Annotated in this window: 21 protein-coding genes; 12 read left to right on the top strand and 9 right to left on the bottom strand. The window is 37.2% G+C overall.

Features of this window, described 5'->3' with window-relative positions:
- The first annotated feature begins 43 nt into the window (after nucleotides 1-43).
- Nucleotides 44-262: a hypothetical protein gene (locus tag HQN83_RS10120; RefSeq protein WP_173090225.1), complete on the top strand. Its 219-nt coding sequence runs from the start codon at nucleotides 44-46 to the stop codon at nucleotides 260-262.
- Between the two features lie 6 nt (nucleotides 263-268).
- On the top strand, nucleotides 269-925 hold the full coding sequence (locus HQN83_RS10115; RefSeq protein WP_173090224.1) for an oxidoreductase: 657 nt from the start codon (nucleotides 269-271) through the stop codon (nucleotides 923-925).
- A 4-nt stretch (nucleotides 926-929) separates the two neighbouring features.
- On the opposite strand, the gene HQN83_RS10110 is transcribed toward HQN83_RS10115, so the two are convergent.
- Complete coding sequence (locus tag HQN83_RS10110) at nucleotides 930-1,751, bottom strand: alpha/beta hydrolase (RefSeq protein ID WP_173090223.1); 822 nt, start codon at nucleotides 1,749-1,751, stop codon at nucleotides 930-932.
- Between the two features lie 174 nt (nucleotides 1,752-1,925).
- Between HQN83_RS10110 and HQN83_RS10105 the strand changes: the two genes are divergently transcribed.
- The 9 genes from HQN83_RS10105 to HQN83_RS10065 all read left to right on the top strand — a co-directional run bounded on the left by HQN83_RS10105 (nucleotide 1,926) and on the right by HQN83_RS10065 (nucleotide 9,208).
- A complete protein-coding gene (locus HQN83_RS10105) occupies nucleotides 1,926-2,630 on the top strand; it encodes an esterase family protein (RefSeq protein WP_173090222.1) in 705 nt (234 codons plus the stop codon).
- 30 nt (nucleotides 2,631-2,660) lie between these two features.
- On the top strand, nucleotides 2,661-3,707 hold the full coding sequence (locus tag HQN83_RS10100) for an ATP-grasp domain-containing protein (RefSeq protein ID WP_173090221.1): 1,047 nt from the start codon (nucleotides 2,661-2,663) through the stop codon (nucleotides 3,705-3,707).
- 27 nt (nucleotides 3,708-3,734) lie between these two features.
- A complete protein-coding gene (locus tag HQN83_RS10095; RefSeq protein ID WP_173090220.1) occupies nucleotides 3,735-4,841 on the top strand; it encodes a carboxylate-amine ligase in 1,107 nt (368 codons plus the stop codon).
- Nucleotides 4,838-5,671, top strand: coding sequence for a type 1 glutamine amidotransferase (locus HQN83_RS10090; protein ID WP_317172499.1), 834 nt, complete (start codon nucleotides 4,838-4,840; stop codon nucleotides 5,669-5,671). The genes HQN83_RS10095 and HQN83_RS10090 overlap by 4 nt, the downstream gene beginning before the upstream one ends.
- A gap of 2 nt (nucleotides 5,672-5,673) precedes the next feature.
- Nucleotides 5,674-6,861: a hypothetical protein gene (locus HQN83_RS10085; RefSeq protein WP_173090219.1), complete on the top strand. Its 1,188-nt coding sequence runs from the start codon at nucleotides 5,674-5,676 to the stop codon at nucleotides 6,859-6,861.
- Nucleotides 6,862-6,911: 50 nt separating this feature from the next.
- Nucleotides 6,912-7,070 carry a FeoB-associated Cys-rich membrane protein gene (locus tag HQN83_RS10080; protein ID WP_108206405.1) on the top strand — a complete coding sequence of 53 codons (159 nt, stop codon included), beginning with the start codon at nucleotides 6,912-6,914 and terminating at the stop codon, nucleotides 7,068-7,070.
- A gap of 9 nt (nucleotides 7,071-7,079) precedes the next feature.
- Nucleotides 7,080-7,676, top strand: coding sequence for a Crp/Fnr family transcriptional regulator (locus HQN83_RS10075; protein WP_217277369.1), 597 nt, complete (start codon nucleotides 7,080-7,082; stop codon nucleotides 7,674-7,676).
- 88 nt (nucleotides 7,677-7,764) lie between these two features.
- On the top strand, nucleotides 7,765-8,295 hold the full coding sequence (locus tag HQN83_RS10070) for a YceI family protein (protein ID WP_173090218.1): 531 nt from the start codon (nucleotides 7,765-7,767) through the stop codon (nucleotides 8,293-8,295).
- A gap of 37 nt (nucleotides 8,296-8,332) precedes the next feature.
- Complete coding sequence (locus HQN83_RS10065; RefSeq protein WP_173090217.1) at nucleotides 8,333-9,208, top strand: pirin family protein; 876 nt, start codon at nucleotides 8,333-8,335, stop codon at nucleotides 9,206-9,208.
- Between the two features lie 167 nt (nucleotides 9,209-9,375).
- On the opposite strand, the gene ispF is transcribed toward HQN83_RS10065, so the two are convergent.
- Nucleotides 9,376-9,855, bottom strand: coding sequence for a 2-C-methyl-D-erythritol 2,4-cyclodiphosphate synthase (gene ispF / locus HQN83_RS10060; protein ID WP_173090216.1), 480 nt, complete (start codon nucleotides 9,853-9,855; stop codon nucleotides 9,376-9,378).
- A 24-nt stretch (nucleotides 9,856-9,879) separates the two neighbouring features.
- Nucleotides 9,880-11,058, bottom strand: coding sequence for a type IX secretion system outer membrane channel protein PorV (gene porV, locus HQN83_RS10055; RefSeq protein ID WP_173090215.1), 1,179 nt, complete (start codon nucleotides 11,056-11,058; stop codon nucleotides 9,880-9,882).
- Nucleotides 11,059-11,244: 186 nt separating this feature from the next.
- On the opposite strand from porV, the gene HQN83_RS10050 reads away from it, so the two are divergent.
- Complete coding sequence (locus tag HQN83_RS10050) at nucleotides 11,245-12,828, top strand: SUMF1/EgtB/PvdO family nonheme iron enzyme (RefSeq protein WP_173090214.1); 1,584 nt, start codon at nucleotides 11,245-11,247, stop codon at nucleotides 12,826-12,828.
- Between the two features lie 55 nt (nucleotides 12,829-12,883).
- On the opposite strand, the gene HQN83_RS10045 is transcribed toward HQN83_RS10050, so the two are convergent.
- From HQN83_RS10045 to HQN83_RS10020, 6 genes are read right to left on the bottom strand one after another with little or no spacing between them, the layout of a single operon-like run.
- The gene (locus HQN83_RS10045) at nucleotides 12,884-13,378 is read right to left on the bottom strand and encodes an acetyl-CoA carboxylase biotin carboxyl carrier protein subunit (protein ID WP_173090213.1); all 495 of its coding nucleotides are present in this window, start codon (nucleotides 13,376-13,378) and stop codon (nucleotides 12,884-12,886) included.
- 2 nt (nucleotides 13,379-13,380) lie between these two features.
- Entirely contained in the window at nucleotides 13,381-14,037 is a 657-nt protein-coding gene (locus HQN83_RS10040) for a DUF4159 domain-containing protein (protein ID WP_173090212.1), read from the bottom strand.
- The gene (locus HQN83_RS10035) at nucleotides 14,034-14,738 is read right to left on the bottom strand and encodes a 16S rRNA (uracil(1498)-N(3))-methyltransferase (RefSeq protein ID WP_173090211.1); all 705 of its coding nucleotides are present in this window, start codon (nucleotides 14,736-14,738) and stop codon (nucleotides 14,034-14,036) included. The genes HQN83_RS10040 and HQN83_RS10035 overlap by 4 nt, the downstream gene beginning before the upstream one ends.
- 11 nt (nucleotides 14,739-14,749) lie before the next feature.
- Nucleotides 14,750-16,066 (bottom strand): hemolysin family protein, encoded by a 1,317-nt coding sequence (locus HQN83_RS10030; RefSeq protein WP_173090210.1) that lies wholly within the window; start codon nucleotides 16,064-16,066, stop codon nucleotides 14,750-14,752.
- Complete coding sequence (locus HQN83_RS10025) at nucleotides 16,066-16,620, bottom strand: inorganic diphosphatase (protein ID WP_173090209.1); 555 nt, start codon at nucleotides 16,618-16,620, stop codon at nucleotides 16,066-16,068. The genes HQN83_RS10030 and HQN83_RS10025 overlap by 1 nt, the downstream gene beginning before the upstream one ends.
- An 8-nt stretch (nucleotides 16,621-16,628) precedes the next feature.
- Nucleotides 16,629-17,291, bottom strand: coding sequence for a DedA family protein (locus tag HQN83_RS10020; protein WP_173090208.1), 663 nt, complete (start codon nucleotides 17,289-17,291; stop codon nucleotides 16,629-16,631).
- Nucleotides 17,292-17,298: the final 7 nt, after the last annotated feature.

Raw genomic sequence — 17,298 nt, 5'->3', positions numbered from 1 at the left:
TGTCTATATTAAGGTGTTTCATATATACTAAATTAATAAGGCTATGAGCAATTCAAAAAAAGCGGATAAAAATGTGCCGCATCAAGAGGCCAAACCCGATAACAAAACAGGGCTAGACAACTGGAATGATCGTCTGGATCAGAACTTTGAAACTGAACACGAAGGCAATGAACTTGCCGATGAAAAAGCGCGTGACTATTCATACAAAGCCGGAAGCGGTGATCAATCAGACGAAACGATAGATATTCAACAAGAAGACTAAATATTAATGACAAAAAAAGCAATACTACTTGGTGCTAGTGGATTAATAGGCAAGAATTTATTAACTCAATTACTAAATAACCCTGGCTATACTGAGGTACTGGCTATTGGACGCAGAACACTAAACATGGAGCATCCTAAGCTAAAAGAATTAATTGTTGACTTTGATCATATAGACCAATACGCCTCAAACATCAAAGGTGATGTTGTATTTTGCTGTTTGGGTTCAACAAATAGCAAGACTCCTGATAAAGTACAATATAAAAAGATAGATTATCAATATCCTTTAGACGTAGGCTCGATTGCACAAAACAATGGCGCTACCAGCTACCATCTGGTTTCAGCAATAGGCGCAGATGTAAATTCGTCTATATTTTATCCAAAAACCAAAGGTGAGGTAGAGAGAGATTTAAAGGCTATACCTTTCAAAAGCATATATATTTATCGTCCATCATTCTTGGATGGTAATCGCGAAGAAAAGCGAACAGCAGAAAAAATTATGATAGTGCTAATGCGCTTCCTAAACCCACTATTAATTGGAGGACTAAAAAAATACAGAAGCATTAAAATTGAAACAGTAGCTTCAGCAATGCTAAAAGAATCTTTAACAGACAAAAAGGGCGTGTTTATTTACTCTTCTGATCAGATAGAGGCATTGGGATAAGTCCTTAAAAAAGGTTCTTTTTACCGAAAGCCCATATTAAAAATGGCGACATCGCTTTTGCCCAGGTAGGCAAATCGTGCTTACCTCCAACCATTTCGTAATAAGCTATATCATCAGGCCTCTTATAGCCCTTATTTAAAAGCTCCTTAATTACATCAATGGTATCATCGATAGAATCTATAATGAAGTTCTTATTCCTGTCGGCCACCTCATCTTCGGTACCTGTCATTAGCCAAAACTTTAATTCAGGTTTAGTTTTCGTATCGATAATTCGCTGGTGCAGAATGCGATCATTATCGGTATAGCCATCTTTAAGGTCTTTTTTCCTCCACCAGAATGCCCCTGAAAAAACACCAACAGCATCAAAATAATTGTCATTATTCCATGCGATATCGAATGCAGTTAGCCCCCCAAGCGAGAAACCTGCAAAAGCACGTTTACCATTTATAGGAAACTCAACATGAGTTTGTACAAAAGGGATAAGTTCTTTAATAACGAAATCGGTATAAGATTGGGCTTTGCTACCTCTATCCTGAAAGTCAGGAATTCCTGCAACTCCGTACTCCAACACACGATCTTTTGAAGCTTTTATAGCAACGACTACCAATGGTTCTATTTTATTTTGACCATACAATCTGGTTAGCGTGCTTTCCAATTCCAATGCTTCAGTATCCTGCCCATCATTTAACAATAACAGATTTAACTGTTCATTTCCTAAAAGATTGTCCGGAACATAAATTTCAAACTCAACCCCTCTTTTAAGGTGCTTTGATTGTATCGTATTTTCGGTTTTAATAATTTCCGGAAGTAACATGGTAGTGTACATAATTCAGCAATTTCCCTTTCTCTCTAATGCAACACAAAGATAATACTCTCGGTAAAAAATTAAATAATCGGCATGTAATTTTATATAAAACAGATATTTACGACAAGAAATAAGCCCGTTACTTGCTTTTCACATTCTTTATTTCTTATCTTAAAGCATCTAAATTTTACGGGGATGAAAGAGGAATATAAAAAGTGGCGCAGCAACAACCTGAACGCCGATTTTGAATTGCTCGCTTTTGGGCACAGCGGCTATCCAATCCTTCTTTTCCCGACTAGTATGGGGCGATATTTTGAAAATAAAGACTTCAAAATGATCGAATCTATTCAGTGGTTTATAGATGAGGGAAAAGTTAAAGTTTACTGCATTGATAGCATTGACAGCTTAAGCTGGTACAACAAAGGCATTCACCCGGCCGACAGGGTAAAAAACCATATTCAGTACGATAATTTTTTACTGGAAGAGGTTTCTACGATGGCTCGTAACGAAACAGGGCATTCTAAAATAATTACCGCAGGATGTAGCTTCGGAGGCTATCATGCGGCAAATTTTGCGTTCAGACACCCATGGCTGGTGAGTCATATGTTTAGCATGAGCGGAGCTTTTGACATTAAAGATCAGCTTGATGGATTTTACAATGATGATGTTTATTTCAACAATCCGGTAGACTTTTTACCAAGCGACAGTAATCCGGAATTATGGAACATGAAAATAATACTAGGCACAGCAGATAGAGATATATGCAGAGCCAGTAATGAAAGATTATCCCAGATATTAACTGAAAAGGGAATTAATCATTGGCTTGATGTGCGACAAAACGCAGAACATGACTGGCCTATATGGAGAAAAATGTTACCAGAATACCTATCACAATTATAACCTAATTAAAAACATCTAAAACATATACTTATGAAAAAAATCGGAATACTGTTTGGCAAAGAAAGATCGTTCCCGGAGGCTTTTGTGAAACGCGTAAATGAGATCGCAGGAAAGGATATCAGAGCCGAATTTGTAAACATTGACAAAATATTTCAAGCAGAAGCACTCGATTACGCTGTAATTATTGATAGGATATCACAGGACGTTCCTTTTTACCGATCTGCACTAAAAAATGCTGCAATTACAGGAACCGCAGTAATAAACAACCCCTTTTGGTGGAGTGCCGACGAGAAATTCTTTAATAACGCGTTAGCCGTAAAGCTTGGGATACCCGTACCTAGAACAGCTTTGATACCGTCTTACGAACAACCCGACGACACATCGGACGAATCATTTAGCAACCTTGCATTTCCATTAGATTGGGAGGCTATCTTTAAATATACCGGTTTCCCTGCATATATGAAACCTTTTGATGGTGGTGGCTGGAAAGAAGTTTACAAATTACATGATATAGAAGATTTCTTCGACAAGCATAGTCAGACCAAACAGACCGTTATGATGCTTCAGGAAGAAATCGTTTTTGATGAATATTTTAGATGTTATTGCATTGGAGGCAAATATGTTCGCATTATGCAATACGAACCGCGCAATCCTTTTCATCTTCGCTACCAGGTAAACACCCCTCCTTCGAGTGAGAAATTACTAAAAACTATTCATGACTATGTGATTAAGCTGAATCAGTACTTGGGCTATGATTTCAATACTGTAGAATTTGCCGTACGCGACGGAATACCTTATGCTATTGATTTCTGTAATCCTGCACCTGATGCTGAGGTAACCAGCGTTGGTCAGGAAAACTTTGACTGGGTTGTCGAAACTTCAGCTCAGTATGCTATTGAAAGGGCAAAGGCTCAAATTGAGGGGCAAGATAATTTAACATGGGGGGAATATGTTAAAATATCTGCTACCGGACAACCTCTGGTTGGCAAAACAAAAACCAAAGCTATCGCCGAGAAAAAAGCGCCAGCTAAAGCAGCAACCGCTAAAACCAAAAAAGCAACTGTTGCAAAAAAATAATTAGGGATAAATTGGAGGGAATAAGTTATGATGAATGAATTTACACTTGGTGTAGAGGAAGAGTACATGGTGGTTGATCCGGTAACCCGTGAACTTACCTCACACGATCAAAAAATAGTTGAAGCAGCACAAAAAATACATAAAGATCAGGTTAAGGCCGAAATGCATCAGGCCGTTGTTGAAGTTGGGACAGGCATTTGCAGAAATACAGACCAGGCGCGTGCAGAAATCTCACAATTAAGATATACGGTTTCGCAGCTTGCAGGTGAACAGGGATTACGAATTGGTGCGGCAGGAACGCATCCTTTTTCTCATTGGGAGAAACAGTTGATTACCGAGCATCCACGCTATAGCGAAATAGTTAATGAACTTCAGGAAGCTGCAAGATCCAATCTGATCTTCGGATTACATGTACATGTAGGGTTTCAATCGAGAGAGCTTGCAATTCATATCGCAAATCAGGTACGCTATTTTTTACCACACGTATTTGCTTTATCTACCAACTCCCCTTTTTGGGAAAGCAGGAATACGGGATATAAATCATTCCGAACTAAGGTATTTGACAAATTTCCGAGAACAGGCATTCCGGATATTTTTAATAGCATTGAAGATTACGACAATTATGTTAAGCTGTTGATTAAGACCAACAGTATTGATAACGCGAAAAAAATCTGGTGGGACATTAGGGTGCATCCTTTCTTTGAAACAATAGAGTTCAGGATTTGCGATTGCCCAATGTTAATTGATGAAACTATGGCGTTTGTTGCACTGTTTCAGGCGTTATGTGCCAAACTATACAAGCTCCGTCTCCAGAACATGAAATTCATCAGTTATTCGAGAGCCTTGATAAATGAAAATAAATGGAGAGCTGCACGCTATGGCATTGATGGCAATCTGATTGATTTTGGCAAGGAAATGGAAGTAAATTGCAGGAATCTGATACTAGAACTGCTAGATTTTATTGACGACGTTGTTGACGATTTGGGTTGCAGAAATGAGATCAATTATGTGCTGAAAATTCTTGAGAATGGAACAGGAGCAGACAGGCAATTGGCTGTTTACGAACAAAGTGGTAACTTTGAGGCCGTAGTAGATTACATTACTACACAAACACTAATTGGGGCTAAACCGTGAACATAATAGATAGAGATAAGATTAGGGTTGCTGTAATTGACATGAACAATGGAGTTACCAACCAAGGGATGCGTGGGATACAGGAAATCTTGTTGCGCTATCGTACAGAGAATGACATTGATTTGTGTTATGATATTTTTGATTTGAGGCAAAAGGGAGAAATCCCTGATGAACATTACGACATCTATATATCAAGCGGCGGTCCAGGAAGCCCTTTTGACGGAGAAGGCCAGCAGTGGGAGAACGACTTTTTTAATTTACTAGACAAAATAGAGTGCCATAATAAGATTAGCTCACAGAAAAAGCATGCTTTTTTAATATGTCACTCTTTTCAAATGGCTTGCAGGAAGTACCATGTGGGTGAGGTAATTAGAAGAAAATCAACTGCTTTTGGCATTTTCCCAGTCTTTTTAACCGAAGAAGGGGAAAATGATTTGATCTTTAATGGCTTGCCTAATCCACTTTATGCTGTAGACAGTCGTGACTGGCAGGTTATAAATCCTGATGATGTACTGTTTTCAAACTCAGAGGCTAAGGTTCTGGCATTAGAAAAGGAAAGGCCACATGTTGATTTGGAACGTTGTGTAATGTCGGTTCGCTTTACCAAAGAAATAGTGGGCACTCAATTTCATCCGGAAGCAGATCCCGTTGGCATGAAGATGTATTTGCTACAAGAGGATAAAATGAAAGCAATTATTGACAATCATGGTCTGGAAAAATACGAGGACATGTTATCGAGTCTTGACAATCCTGATAAGATCAAACTTACCCAAAGCGTTATTTTACCTAATTTTTTAACTGAGGCATTAAATGCCTTACAGGAAGCATAGCTATGATCGGGAAATACAGAGACCAGTTTAACAGTACTTTTTCTGAAGAAAAGTACTCAAGCTTTTTAAAAACACTGGAATCTGGATTAACAAATATTCCTTTTAGGGTTGCGGAAACTCCAATTTTCATTCCTTCAGACCTACAAAAAAAACTGGTTGAAGCTGGGGAAGAAATTATAAAACTAATAAAACAACCTAATTTTAAAGAGCTAACAAAAGATTCTATTCCGGCGAATTGGAATGTTCCAAATGAAAATGAGCACCCTCATTTTTTGACATTCGATTTTGGGATTTGTAAAGATCCTAGTGGTCACCTTGTGCCCAAGCTAATTGAGATGCAGGGCTTCCCTTCTTTGTATGGCTTTCAACCCGAACTCGGCAGGATTTATAAAGAATCCTATGGATTAGCATCTGGTTTAACTCCTTTTTTTAATGGAATTAATGAACAATCGTACGTTGACTTATTAAAAAAGGTAGTGCTTGGCAACTACGCACCCCATCAAGTGGCGCTAATGGATGTTGATGCTCCAAATCAAAAGACAGCCATTGACTTTTTAATTACTCAGAAATATTTAGGCATCAAAATTTTAAGTCTAACCGACATATTTAAAGAAGGCGATGCTCTATTCTATGAAGAAAAAGGCGAAAAAGTGCAATTAAGGAGGATTTATAACCGACTGATTTTTGATGAGGTTACCGATAAAACAGATCTTTTTATAGAAAGCTTTGATCCGAGAGATGAGATTGATGTGGAGTGGATTACACATCCCAATTGGTTTTACAGGATTAGTAAGTATACTATGCCTTTCTTAAAGAGTGAATTTGTGCCCGAAACACATTTCCTGAACACTTTAACCGAAATACCTGCAGATCTTGAAAACTATGTATTAAAACCTTTGTTTTCTTTTGCAGGCATGGGTGTAATTATTGACGTAACAAAAGCTGATGTAACAAAGATTAATGACCCAGAAAACTGGATACTTCAACGAAAAGTTGTTTATGAGCCCGTTATACAATCGCCTGATGGTGGCGTAAAGGCAGAAATAAGGTTAATGTATCTTTGGGCAGATGGAGAAGAACCTAAATTATGTATTAATTTGGCTCGTTTAAGCAGAGGAAAAATGATTGGTGTAAGGTATAATAAGGATTTTGACTGGGTTGGTGGTACCGTTGGGCTTATGGAAGGTTAAATTTACAATTAACAGACTTGCCTGAAACAGGCATTAACTAATTTTGTGATATGGACATTCAGACTATTCTAGTAATCATACTGTTTGCAGGCGCATTGTTTTACGTTGGCCGCATTGTTTATCGCTCTATAGCCCCTAAAAGTAATGGTTGCGGCACCAACTGCAAGTGCGGTGTAGATTTTTCCAATATCGAACCAGACAAGAAATAGATTTTATCTATGACAGCTATACTAGAGCCTTTCAAAGCTTATTTACAAAAGAAAGTAGCCATAACTGATGATCAGTTTAACCTTATTTCTGACAAACTTAAAGTAAAAACCTTCGATAAGAATGAAATGATTCTGATGAAGGGGGAGGTTTTGTCTAATGGTTTTTTTGTTCTAAACGGGCTTTTGCGTAGTTATTCGATAGATAGTAAAGGAAAAACCCATATTATTCAATTTGCCCCTGAGCAATGGTGGCTTTCTGAAAGAAATGGGATGTTCAATGAGGCTTCGGAGTTTTTTATTGATGCTATTGAACCTACTACTGCTATTACGATGAATAGAGATTTCATGAACGATGCAGCAAAGCATGTTCCCTGCATGAATGATCTGAATAGCACTATGCTTAATAACTCCATCAGGTTTATGCAGAAAAGAATCAATATGCTTTTAAGTGCAACTGCTGAAGAACGCTACCTGAATTTTATCCAATTATATCCCAATCTTACCCTAAGAGTTCCACAATGGATGATTGCCTCGTACTTAGGCATTACACCTGAATCGTTGAGCAGGGTTCGCAAAGACTTGGCACATAAGCATTTTAGACCCTAGCGTTTTCTTATCATAGGTCAATGTGAGGCAAAACATCTAGCCGTAATTTTGTGTTGTAATTAAAAGAACAACTTAAAAAAACAATATTATGGCAACTACACAATGGGTATTAGACCCAACTCACAGTGAATTACAGTTTAAAGTTAAACACTTAATGATTTCTACCGTAACCGGTGGTTTACATTTAATTAGTGCAACATTAACTTCAGAGTCTGATGATTTTGAAAATGCAACGGTTTCTTTTGAAGCTGAGACTAGCTCCATTAATACTGGAAATACAGACAGAGATAACCACTTAAAAAGTGCAGACTTTTTTGATGCTGAACAATTCCCTAAAATCACTTTCGAATCTACTTCGATAAAGAAAGATGGTGATGATTACATTTTAAATGGAAATCTAACTATTAAAGGAACAAGCAAACCTGTAGAATTGACAGCTGAATTTGGTGGTATAGCAACTGACCCATGGGGTAATACAAAAGCAGGTTTTACTTTAAACGGCAAAATAAACAGAACAGATTTTGGTTTAACATGGAATGCAGCATTAGAAACTGGTGGTGTAATGGTTAGTGAGGCTGTTAAAATAGCTGGTGAATTACAATTTGTAAAACAAGCCTAAATAATAAATAAGCATCCGTAAAAGGATAAGAATGCAAATGGAAGCAAAAACTAAAGCAGTGTCGGCCATTTTAAATGCGCCGGCACCTCATATGGTTGGTGATGGTTTTAGGGTGCATAATTTTTTCCCAAAAGGATATAAAATTAAAATGAGCCCATTCTTTATGTTGGATTATAATTCAAAGATAGAGTTCTCGGCACGGAATGAACCCAGAGGCGTTGGTGTTCATCCGCACCGTGGGTTTGAGACGGTAACCATTGCCTATCATGGCGCAGTAGCACATCATGACAGTGCAGGAAACAGTGGTATTATTTATCCCGGTGATGTTCAGTGGATGACTGCTGCCAGTGGGATTTTACATAAAGAATATCATGAAGAGCAATTCACTAAAAAAGGCGGGGCTTTCCAAATGGTTCAGTTGTGGGTTAATTTACCTGCAAAATATAAAATGAGTACACCAAAGTATCAGGATGTAAAGCATAGCGATATGGCTAAATACAACCTGGATAATGATGGCGGTGTAATTGAAGTAATTGCTGGTGAATATAACGGGATTAAAGGTTCTGCAAATACTTTTTCTCCGTTAAACTTACTAAATGCCCGTCTAAACAAAGGAGGCAAAGCCTATTTTGACTTCCCTGAAGAATACAATACAGGTTTTGTTATCATAGAAGGTAGTGTTAAAATTAATGGCGCCGAAACAGCCAAAACAGACCAGTTTGTTCATTTCAAGAATGAAGGTTCTAAAATAGAGCTTGAAGCTTTGGAAAACAGTGTAGTTTTGGTATTAAGTGGTGACCCCATAAATGAACCAATTGCCCAGTATGGCCCATTTTTAATGAATACTTCGGAAGAGATACAACAAGCTATAAGTGACTATAACCAAGGTAAATTTGGGTACTTAGAAGAGTAAAAAATGACCGTTCTCTTCAAAGACTGGAATCTTTTGCCCGCTTCGCTAAATGGGCAAAATTTCCTATGTCTTCTCTGAGAAGGTAATTTTTCAGTAAATAGCATGATGCATACAACCTTATTTTTTTGGTTGACAGTGTGATGCATACAGCTTAATTATAGAGGATATTATCCTTTTTGAATTAGGCAGACTGCGTAGGCAACAACCCCCTCTTCCCTACCAATAAAACCCATTTGTTCGTTGGTAGTTGCTTTTATAGAGATGTCATCAATAGAAATATCTATTGCCTCTGCAATATTCTTTTGCATTTCTGGAATGTGAGGATTAATCTTTGGCGCTTCAAGGCAAAGCATTGCATCGATATTACCAATCTCCCAACCTTTCTCGCTAAGCAGCTTTACACTTTCTTTAAGCAAAATAACACTGCTTATTCCTTTCCATTGTGGATCGGTATTCTTAAAATGAAAACCTATATCTCTTAAATTTGCAGCACCCAATAGGGCATCACAAATTGCATGAAGCAAAACATCTGCATCAGAATGTCCAAAAGCACCTTTATGATGCTCCAGGTTAACTCCGCCTATTACAAATGGATGATTATCTTTTAACTGATGTACATCGAACCCAAACCCTACTTTAATTTTCATCTGTTTAATTGTTATTATATACTATTATTTGGCATCGCCAAAATTAAAAAGCAAAGTGAAACGCAATGTGTTTGCCAACGGACTTTTTTGAGCGTTAGCTGCCAAATAAGCAAAATCTATATTAAACACATTGTATTTTAGACCGGCACCAAGCGTAAAGTATCTCCTGTCGCCTTTTTGGGGACTTTCATAGAAATAACCTGCTCTTAATGCAAATTGCTGATTGTACCAGTACTCCATTCCGGCAGCGATATTAATTTCCCTCATTTCTTCTCTAAAACCACCAGGGGCATCACTAAATGAACCGAATATACCAGATGGAACCGAACGATCAGGATTTTTACCAGCTACAATCTTCCCTTCCCCATCATAAATTGGTTGCGTGGGCACCAACAGCTTATTGAAATCCAATGCAAAGGTAAATTGATTATAATCATCAATTAAAAAGGTTGAAGCAGCCCCAATTTTAAAGTTTGTTGGCAGAAAATTCTTTTCTCCACCAGCGACATAGCTTATTTTAGTCCCGATATTTGAAATGTTGACACCGGCAGAAATAATCGCATCGGTACCCAGGAAAATGGTTGGCTTTTTATAGTATGCAGAAACATCAACTGCAACTGCCGAACCAGCTTGCGTTTGTTGTCCTGCAGCAAATTGCCCCGACAAAAGATTAGAATAAATATATCTTAAGGCTGTCCCTAATGAAAACGAGCTACCAAATCTTCTTGAATAAGTTACATCCAACGCCAGCTCATTTGGGCTGTAAACTCCCAGATCTTGCTGATTAATATCTACAAACTGTATTTCACCTAAAGAAAAATACCTTAGAGAACTTCCAATGGTACTTTCATCATTAAGTTTATAGAATCCACTTAAATATGCAAGATTAATATCAGGAACCAAGCTTTTTAACCAAGGACTGTAAGAAGCAGAAAAACCATACGGTTTATCTAAAAAAGCTAGTTTTGACGGATTTATGCTCATTGCATTCGCATCAGGACTAACTGCAACACCTGCATCCCCCATACCCCCTGCTCTTGCATCAGGAGTAATTAATAGGAAGGGAACAGCAGTAATTATGTTATTTGGTGCGCTGCCATTTGTTCGGGTACCAGGTTGCACTTCCTGAGCAAACGCTCCAATGGAAACTGCTGCCAGAGAAAAAATGCTTAATACAGTCTTTACTGAGTACCTGAAATTCATTTGCCCCGTATAATTTATACTATCCCACGCAAGTTAGCATAGTGTTTATTAATTTCAAAGTATTCTTAATTATACGCAATTTCTATCCTGAGATAATTACATCGAGCTTATAAAGAAAGATTTTTTTGGTACGAAAGCGTTTTTTTGCGTAGTTTTAACGGTTAGAGTACCTATTTGCATGACCCAATGAAAAAATCATACTTATACTCGCTTGCATATCTTGCAGTTGTAGCCTCCTTTATGTCTTGTAAATCCAAATCAGGAACATCTGATAAGACAGGATTGGCCTATAATAAAAAAGAATACGGAGGATTTCAAGTAAACAATAAATTCAAAAGAGGACCAGGCCCTGGCCTAGTTGAAATTGAGGGTGGTGTTTTTGTAATGAGTGGCAGTGCCATAAATGTTGCAGGACAAGAATTAAGCTCTTATAACCATAAAAGAGAGACCACTGTTTCCTCTTTTTACATGGATGAAACAGAGGTCTCGAACACAAACTGGCTTGAATACTTAAATTGGATAAGAACCAATTATCCGTCTGATTACGAATACTATTACAATGAGATCCCAGATACTTTGGTTTGGCGTAGACCATTATCATACAATGAGCCATATGTAGATAACTATTTGAGGCACCCTGCATATCAGGACTATCCTGTAGTTGGTGTTACATGGGAGCAAGCAGAAAGGTATTGCGATTGGAGAACTGATCGAGTGAACGAATTATTACTTAGAGATCAGGGGTATATGACCACCTTCAAAGAAGTAAACGGAGATACCAGATCGGGTGTCGCGGCAGCAAGTTCCAGACCGACAGAGCCTTTCAATACTGAGATTTACTTAAATGGCCAATATGATGACAAGGGCAAAAAAGCAATGAAGGATTTAAGTCCTACAAATGCCAGCGCTCCGGATGCCAAAGGGAATAAAGCCGCAACCAGAAATGTAAGACTTGAGGATGGAATTTTAAAACAGCCTTATCGCCTACCTACAGAAGCGGAATGGGAATATGCAGCCCTCGGCTTAATTGGAAATACTGAGTATGAAAATATTCACGAGAATAAAATTTACCCTTGGAATGGACTTGGCTTAAGTTCAGCTAAGAAAAAAACCAGAGGTTTAATATTAGCTAATTTCAAAAGAACAAAAGGTGATTACATGGGTGTTGGAGGCTCTTTAAACGATAAGGGAGGCTTAACCGTACCTGTAAGATCATATTTACCAAATGATTTTGGCTTGTATAACATGGCTGGAAACGTAAATGAATGGGTGGCCGATGTTTACCGTTCTAAAACTTTTGAAGCTGCTGATGCATTTAATCCTTATAGGGGAAATTTCTATGAAGACAAGAAAGTAGCGGATCCAAACACCGGTAAAATAGAAAAAGATAAGCACAATAGACCGGTTATGATTGCAGCAGTATCTGCAAGAAAACAAACATGGGCAGAGAAACAAGCCGCGGCAGCTAAACCTGCGGATTCTGTTAATACTTATGCAGATCAGAGAGGTTATCGTGACAAGGCTAATGATTTGTACGGTGAAATTACACTTATTACAGATAAATCAAGAGTATACAAGGGCGGTTCATGGGATGATCAGGCAATGTGGTTAAACCCTGCGACAAGAAGATTTCTTCAGCAAGATGAATCGACTGCAGATATAGGCTTTAGATGCGCGATGACTATGCTTGGAGCTTCTGAAATTAGATCAATGGGCAAACCTCAATTTAAGACTAAACCACAAAGGGCTTTTAATGGCCTTAAGCGATAAAGTATTTATTTCAGTAAACAAAAAATGGGGACTATAAATAGTCCCCATTTTTTGTTTACTGAAATTGTATCAATATTTCATTCTTCTCTACCTTATCTCCTTTGTTGATAAGAATCTTTTTAATAATTCCTGAGGTAGGTGATTTAATAACATTTTCCATTTTCATGGCTTCCAGAACCAGTAGACTGTCTCCTTTGTTCACCTCATGCCCTTCAGCAACAATTACATTGAGAACTAACCCTGGCATTGGGGCCTTAATTTCGCTTACTTTATTTGCCTGAGAATTGTCCATTCCTAATTGCTTGAGCAATTGATCATACTGGTCTTCTATTTCTATAGTATATAAAGTTCCGTTGACCTTAATTACACTGGTTTTGGTTGTTTTATCTTCAGTAACAATCTCTATATTAAAAGACTTGTTTTTATAAATAACGTGGGTATGATTGGCCAAACTCCTTGAGTCAATTGAAACTTCTGAACCATTAACACTCAATAAATCATTATTTATCTCAACATTGAAATCATAATGCTCATTTACTTTTACTTTCATAGCTATTGTGTTAATGCATATTGAATTAAGTTTGCGCCCATTTTAAGCGCATTAGCCCGCTTATCCTGGCTGTCGTCAGGATAAGTACCATAATCCTCCCATCCGTTCCCTAAATCGCATTCATATGTGTAATAACAAACAATGCGTCCTTCCCAAATTAATGCAAATCCCTGTGGTCTTTTACCATCATGTTCATGGATTTTAGGTAATCCGTTTGGGAACTTAAATTTCTGATTGTACAGTACATGATTTGCAGGTAATTCTGCGAATGCTAATTCAGGAAACACCTTCTTCATCTCCCTACGAATAAACTTATCCAGACCGTAATTATCATCGATATGCAAGAACCCGCCACCAATTAAGTATTTACGTAGATTACTTGCCTCTGCATTACTAAAAACCACATTTCCATGTCCGGTTAAGTATACGAATGGATAATTAAATATTTCGGGGCTTCCTACCTCAACAATTGACTCCTGAGCAACAAAGTTGGTTTGCAGGTTTTTATTACAAAAATCAATGAGATTTGGAAGTGCAGTTCTATTGGCATACCAGTCGCCACCGCCATTATATTTCAATTTTGCTAACTTATAAGTAGGCGTATAAAAGCCACATAGCAGCAAAATTAATCCAATAAGAAAAAAGGGTTTAAATCTCATCTATTTAAATAATTCACTTCAAAGCAGGCCGCTAAAGCAGCGGTTTCTGTACGTAGTCGTGTATTACCTAAAGTTAATGGTTTATAGCCATTCCGCAAAGCCAATTCAATTTCAAGAGGAGTAAAATCACCCTCGGGGCCAATTAATATGGTATAATTTTGATTAGGTTGAGCAACCTGAGTAATATATTGTCTTGAATTCTCATCAATACAATGAGCAATCATCTTGTTAGAATCGTTCTCTAATTTTAAAAAATCCGAAAGATTTATCTGAGGATTCACTTTAGGGTGGTAAGCTTGAAGTGATTGCTTAACTGCAGAAGTAACCACCTTAACCAAACGATCTTCTTTCACAACGCGACGTTCAGATCTATCGCAAATGATTGGTGTTATCTCTTCAATACCTATTTCAGTTGCTTTTTCCAGAAACCATTCTAGTCGATCAATATTTTTTGTGGGAGCAACTGCAATATGGAGATGATGGTTACGCTTATTATAATTATGAGTTGCTTCAACAACTCTTAACTTAACATTTTTCTTAGATAGATCTATTATTTCAGCCTTATAAAGCCCTCCAATACCATCTATGAGATGCACTTCGGTTCCAATATTTAATCTTAAAACTCTAATGCAATGCTTGCTCTCATCTTCATTTAAGACATATTCATTAGAATTGATGTCTGGTGTATAAAAAACATGCATGGCAAAAAGGATTAATGATTATCAACCATATCACTTTTACTAATTACTAGTTCAAGTTTTATGGTTTCTATATTCTGTTCCGTTTTCTTTAAGATGGTAAATAAATAACCATAGCACTCTTCACTGTCACCAACTTCAGGAATCTTTCCAAATGCATGGGAAACAAGCCCCCCTACTGTATCGAAATCCTCGTCTTCAGGTAAGTCATGAGGCAAGTGCTCATTAACATCATAAACCGTTGCATATGCATTAATGATAAATTCTGTATCAGATATTTTTTCTACTGTTGGCTTTTCCTCATCGTACTCATCCTGTATCTCTCCAACAATTTCTTCTACAATATCTTCAAGGGTTACCATTCCGGCTGTTCCTCCGAATTCATCAATTACAATAGCAATTTGAATGCGCTTTTGTTGAAGTTCACTTAACAGATCATTTATTTTCTTTGTTTCAGGGACAAAGTATGGCTTCCTGATAATATCCTTTAAAGACCATTCTTTATTACCTGCCAATAACGGCAAAATGTCCTTTGCATGTACAATTCCTATAATCTTATCAATTATATCGTCGTAAACAGGCATTCTTGAGTACCCCTCAGCAATAATTGTTTCTACTACTTCCTGTTTAGGTGTAGAAAGTTCAATTCCAGATATTTTAGTTCTCGGAACCATAATGTTTTTAACAACGCGTTCATTAAAATCAAAAACATTTTTAATGAGCTCATGTTCATTTGTATCCAGCGCTCCACTTTCCTTACCTTGATCTAATAGATAATATAGCTCTTCGGTACTGTGAACAGACTCATGCCCACCAACGCTGGATATACCAAACATTTTAAGGATTACATTTGCAAAGCCATTCAGCACCCAAATAAATGGCCTGAATAGCCAATAGAATGCCTGAAGCGGCACTGCAATGAATAAGGTTGTAGCAACTGGTCTTTGTATTGCTACAGACTTTGGCGCCAATTCTCCAAATACAATATGCATCACTGTAATGAACAGAAATGCTATAAATGTAGAAATCGAGGTAATATAAACCTCAGAAAGATTAAAATTAATTAGCGCATCATGAATAATGCTATGCATTACCGATTCACCAACCCAACCTAATCCAAGTGAGGCAAGAGTAATACCCAGCTGTGTTGCGGCTAAATAGCCATCAAGATGCTGGGTAATATATTTTGCGATATTAGCAACCCTACTTCCGGATTTCGCTTTAATTTCAATTTGCGAGGCTCTAACCTTTACAATTGCAAATTCTGCTGCAACGAAAAATCCGTTCAGCGCTACTAAGAAGAATGTTAAAAATATCTTGAGACCTTCCATTAAGAATTGTTATTTCTAAACTTTTTGTCATAAAGTGCCAGACTTTCCTGAATTACTTTATGTGCATAGCGTACACCTAAAAGATGCTCAATAGTTACTTTCTTTTCTTCCAATGCTTTATAGTCCTGGAAAAACTTAACTATTTCTTTCATTGTATGAGGAGGCAAATCTGCTAAATCATTAATATAGTTAACAGACATATCATTCTTTGCCACTGCAATGATTTTATCATCTTGTTCACCGTTATCTACCATATGCATTACACCGATAACTTTAGCTTCAATAATAGACAATGGATAAACGTCTACCGAGCAAAGCACTAAAATATCCAGAGGGTCATTATCATCGCAATAAGTTTGAGGAATAAAGCCGTAGTTTGCAGGATACATCACTGAAGAGAATAGTACCCTATCTAATTTAATTAAATTAGACTCTTTATCAATTTCATATTTCGCTTTCGAACCTTTTGGGATTTCTATTATGGCATTAACAATTTCAGGTAAGTTATCGCCTGGAGAAACGCTGTGCCATGGGTGGTGATCGTATTTACTCATTTTTTATTTTATTGTTCTGTATTTGTTGTTTCATTATCGGTGCTACTGACCACTTTCTTCTTCACAAATGTGACAACGAGAGGAATGGTTGTAACAACAATAAATCCTATAATTATATATAATAAATAATCGTTTATCTCTTTTTCAAATCTTTTACCCAAGAAATAACCGAGCAAAGTTAAGGAAGCTATCCATAATATTGCACCTGCAATATTATATAATGCAAATCTCTTAAAATCTAATTTAACCACACCAGCAAAAATCGGTGCAAAAGTTCTAACTATGGGAACAAACCTTCCCATTATTAATGCAAAAGCTCCCTGTTTATTGTAATATTCTTCGGCAGCTTTCAAATAACGTTTTTTAAAGAAAAAAGAATCCTTTCTATGATACAGCACAGGCCCAGTCTTTCGACCAAACCAATAGCCTGTAAAATTACCTGAAATGGCACACAGGCATAAGCCTAATATGAGTACATAAATATTTACATCCAGTTTTCCGGTAGCGACAAACATTCCGGCAAGAAATAAGAGGTAATCGCCAGGTAAGAAGAACCCAAAAAACAAACCTGTTTCCGCAAAAATCACGAACATTACAACGTAAAAACCACCTTCTTTAAGTAATTTTTCGGGGTCTATAAAATGCTGTAGTGTCGTCCAGAAATCTTGCATAGTTCAA

The sequence above is a fragment of the Pedobacter foliorum genome, assembly GCF_013266735.1.
Taxonomy (GTDB): Bacteria; Bacteroidota; Bacteroidia; order Sphingobacteriales; family Sphingobacteriaceae; genus Pedobacter; species Pedobacter foliorum.
The sequence above is the reverse complement of the archived record's forward strand: the minus strand, read 5'-3'. Positions and strand labels throughout refer to the sequence as shown.

Bases quoted from the DNA above. Each gene is read 5' to 3' on its own strand.
- HQN83_RS10120 (WP_173090225.1), top strand. From the start codon at position 44: ATGAGCAATTCAAAAAAAGCGGATAAAAATGTGCCGCATCAAGAGGCC.
- HQN83_RS10115 (WP_173090224.1), top strand. From the start codon at position 269: ATGACAAAAAAAGCAATACTACTTGGTGCTAGTGGATTAATAGGCAAG.
- HQN83_RS10110 (WP_173090223.1), bottom strand. From the start codon at position 1,751: ATGTACACTACCATGTTACTTCCGGAAATTATTAAAACCGAAAATACG.
- HQN83_RS10105 (WP_173090222.1), top strand. From the start codon at position 1,926: ATGAAAGAGGAATATAAAAAGTGGCGCAGCAACAACCTGAACGCCGAT.
- HQN83_RS10100 (WP_173090221.1), top strand. From the start codon at position 2,661: ATGAAAAAAATCGGAATACTGTTTGGCAAAGAAAGATCGTTCCCGGAG.
- HQN83_RS10095 (WP_173090220.1), top strand. From the start codon at position 3,735: ATGATGAATGAATTTACACTTGGTGTAGAGGAAGAGTACATGGTGGTT.
- HQN83_RS10085 (WP_173090219.1), top strand. From the start codon at position 5,674: ATGATCGGGAAATACAGAGACCAGTTTAACAGTACTTTTTCTGAAGAA.
- HQN83_RS10080 (WP_108206405.1), top strand. From the start codon at position 6,912: ATGGACATTCAGACTATTCTAGTAATCATACTGTTTGCAGGCGCATTG.
- HQN83_RS10075 (WP_217277369.1), top strand. From the start codon at position 7,080: ATGACAGCTATACTAGAGCCTTTCAAAGCTTATTTACAAAAGAAAGTA.
- HQN83_RS10070 (WP_173090218.1), top strand. From the start codon at position 7,765: ATGGCAACTACACAATGGGTATTAGACCCAACTCACAGTGAATTACAG.
- HQN83_RS10065 (WP_173090217.1), top strand. From the start codon at position 8,333: ATGGAAGCAAAAACTAAAGCAGTGTCGGCCATTTTAAATGCGCCGGCA.
- ispF (WP_173090216.1), bottom strand. From the start codon at position 9,855: ATGAAAATTAAAGTAGGGTTTGGGTTCGATGTACATCAGTTAAAAGAT.
- porV (WP_173090215.1), bottom strand. From the start codon at position 11,058: ATGAATTTCAGGTACTCAGTAAAGACTGTATTAAGCATTTTTTCTCTG.
- HQN83_RS10050 (WP_173090214.1), top strand. From the start codon at position 11,245: ATGAAAAAATCATACTTATACTCGCTTGCATATCTTGCAGTTGTAGCC.
- HQN83_RS10045 (WP_173090213.1), bottom strand. From the start codon at position 13,378: ATGAAAGTAAAAGTAAATGAGCATTATGATTTCAATGTTGAGATAAAT.
- HQN83_RS10040 (WP_173090212.1), bottom strand. From the start codon at position 14,037: ATGAGATTTAAACCCTTTTTTCTTATTGGATTAATTTTGCTGCTATGT.
- HQN83_RS10035 (WP_173090211.1), bottom strand. From the start codon at position 14,738: ATGCATGTTTTTTATACACCAGACATCAATTCTAATGAATATGTCTTA.
- HQN83_RS10030 (WP_173090210.1), bottom strand. From the start codon at position 16,066: ATGGAAGGTCTCAAGATATTTTTAACATTCTTCTTAGTAGCGCTGAAC.
- HQN83_RS10025 (WP_173090209.1), bottom strand. From the start codon at position 16,620: ATGAGTAAATACGATCACCACCCATGGCACAGCGTTTCTCCAGGCGAT.
- HQN83_RS10020 (WP_173090208.1), bottom strand. From the start codon at position 17,291: ATGCAAGATTTCTGGACGACACTACAGCATTTTATAGACCCCGAAAAA.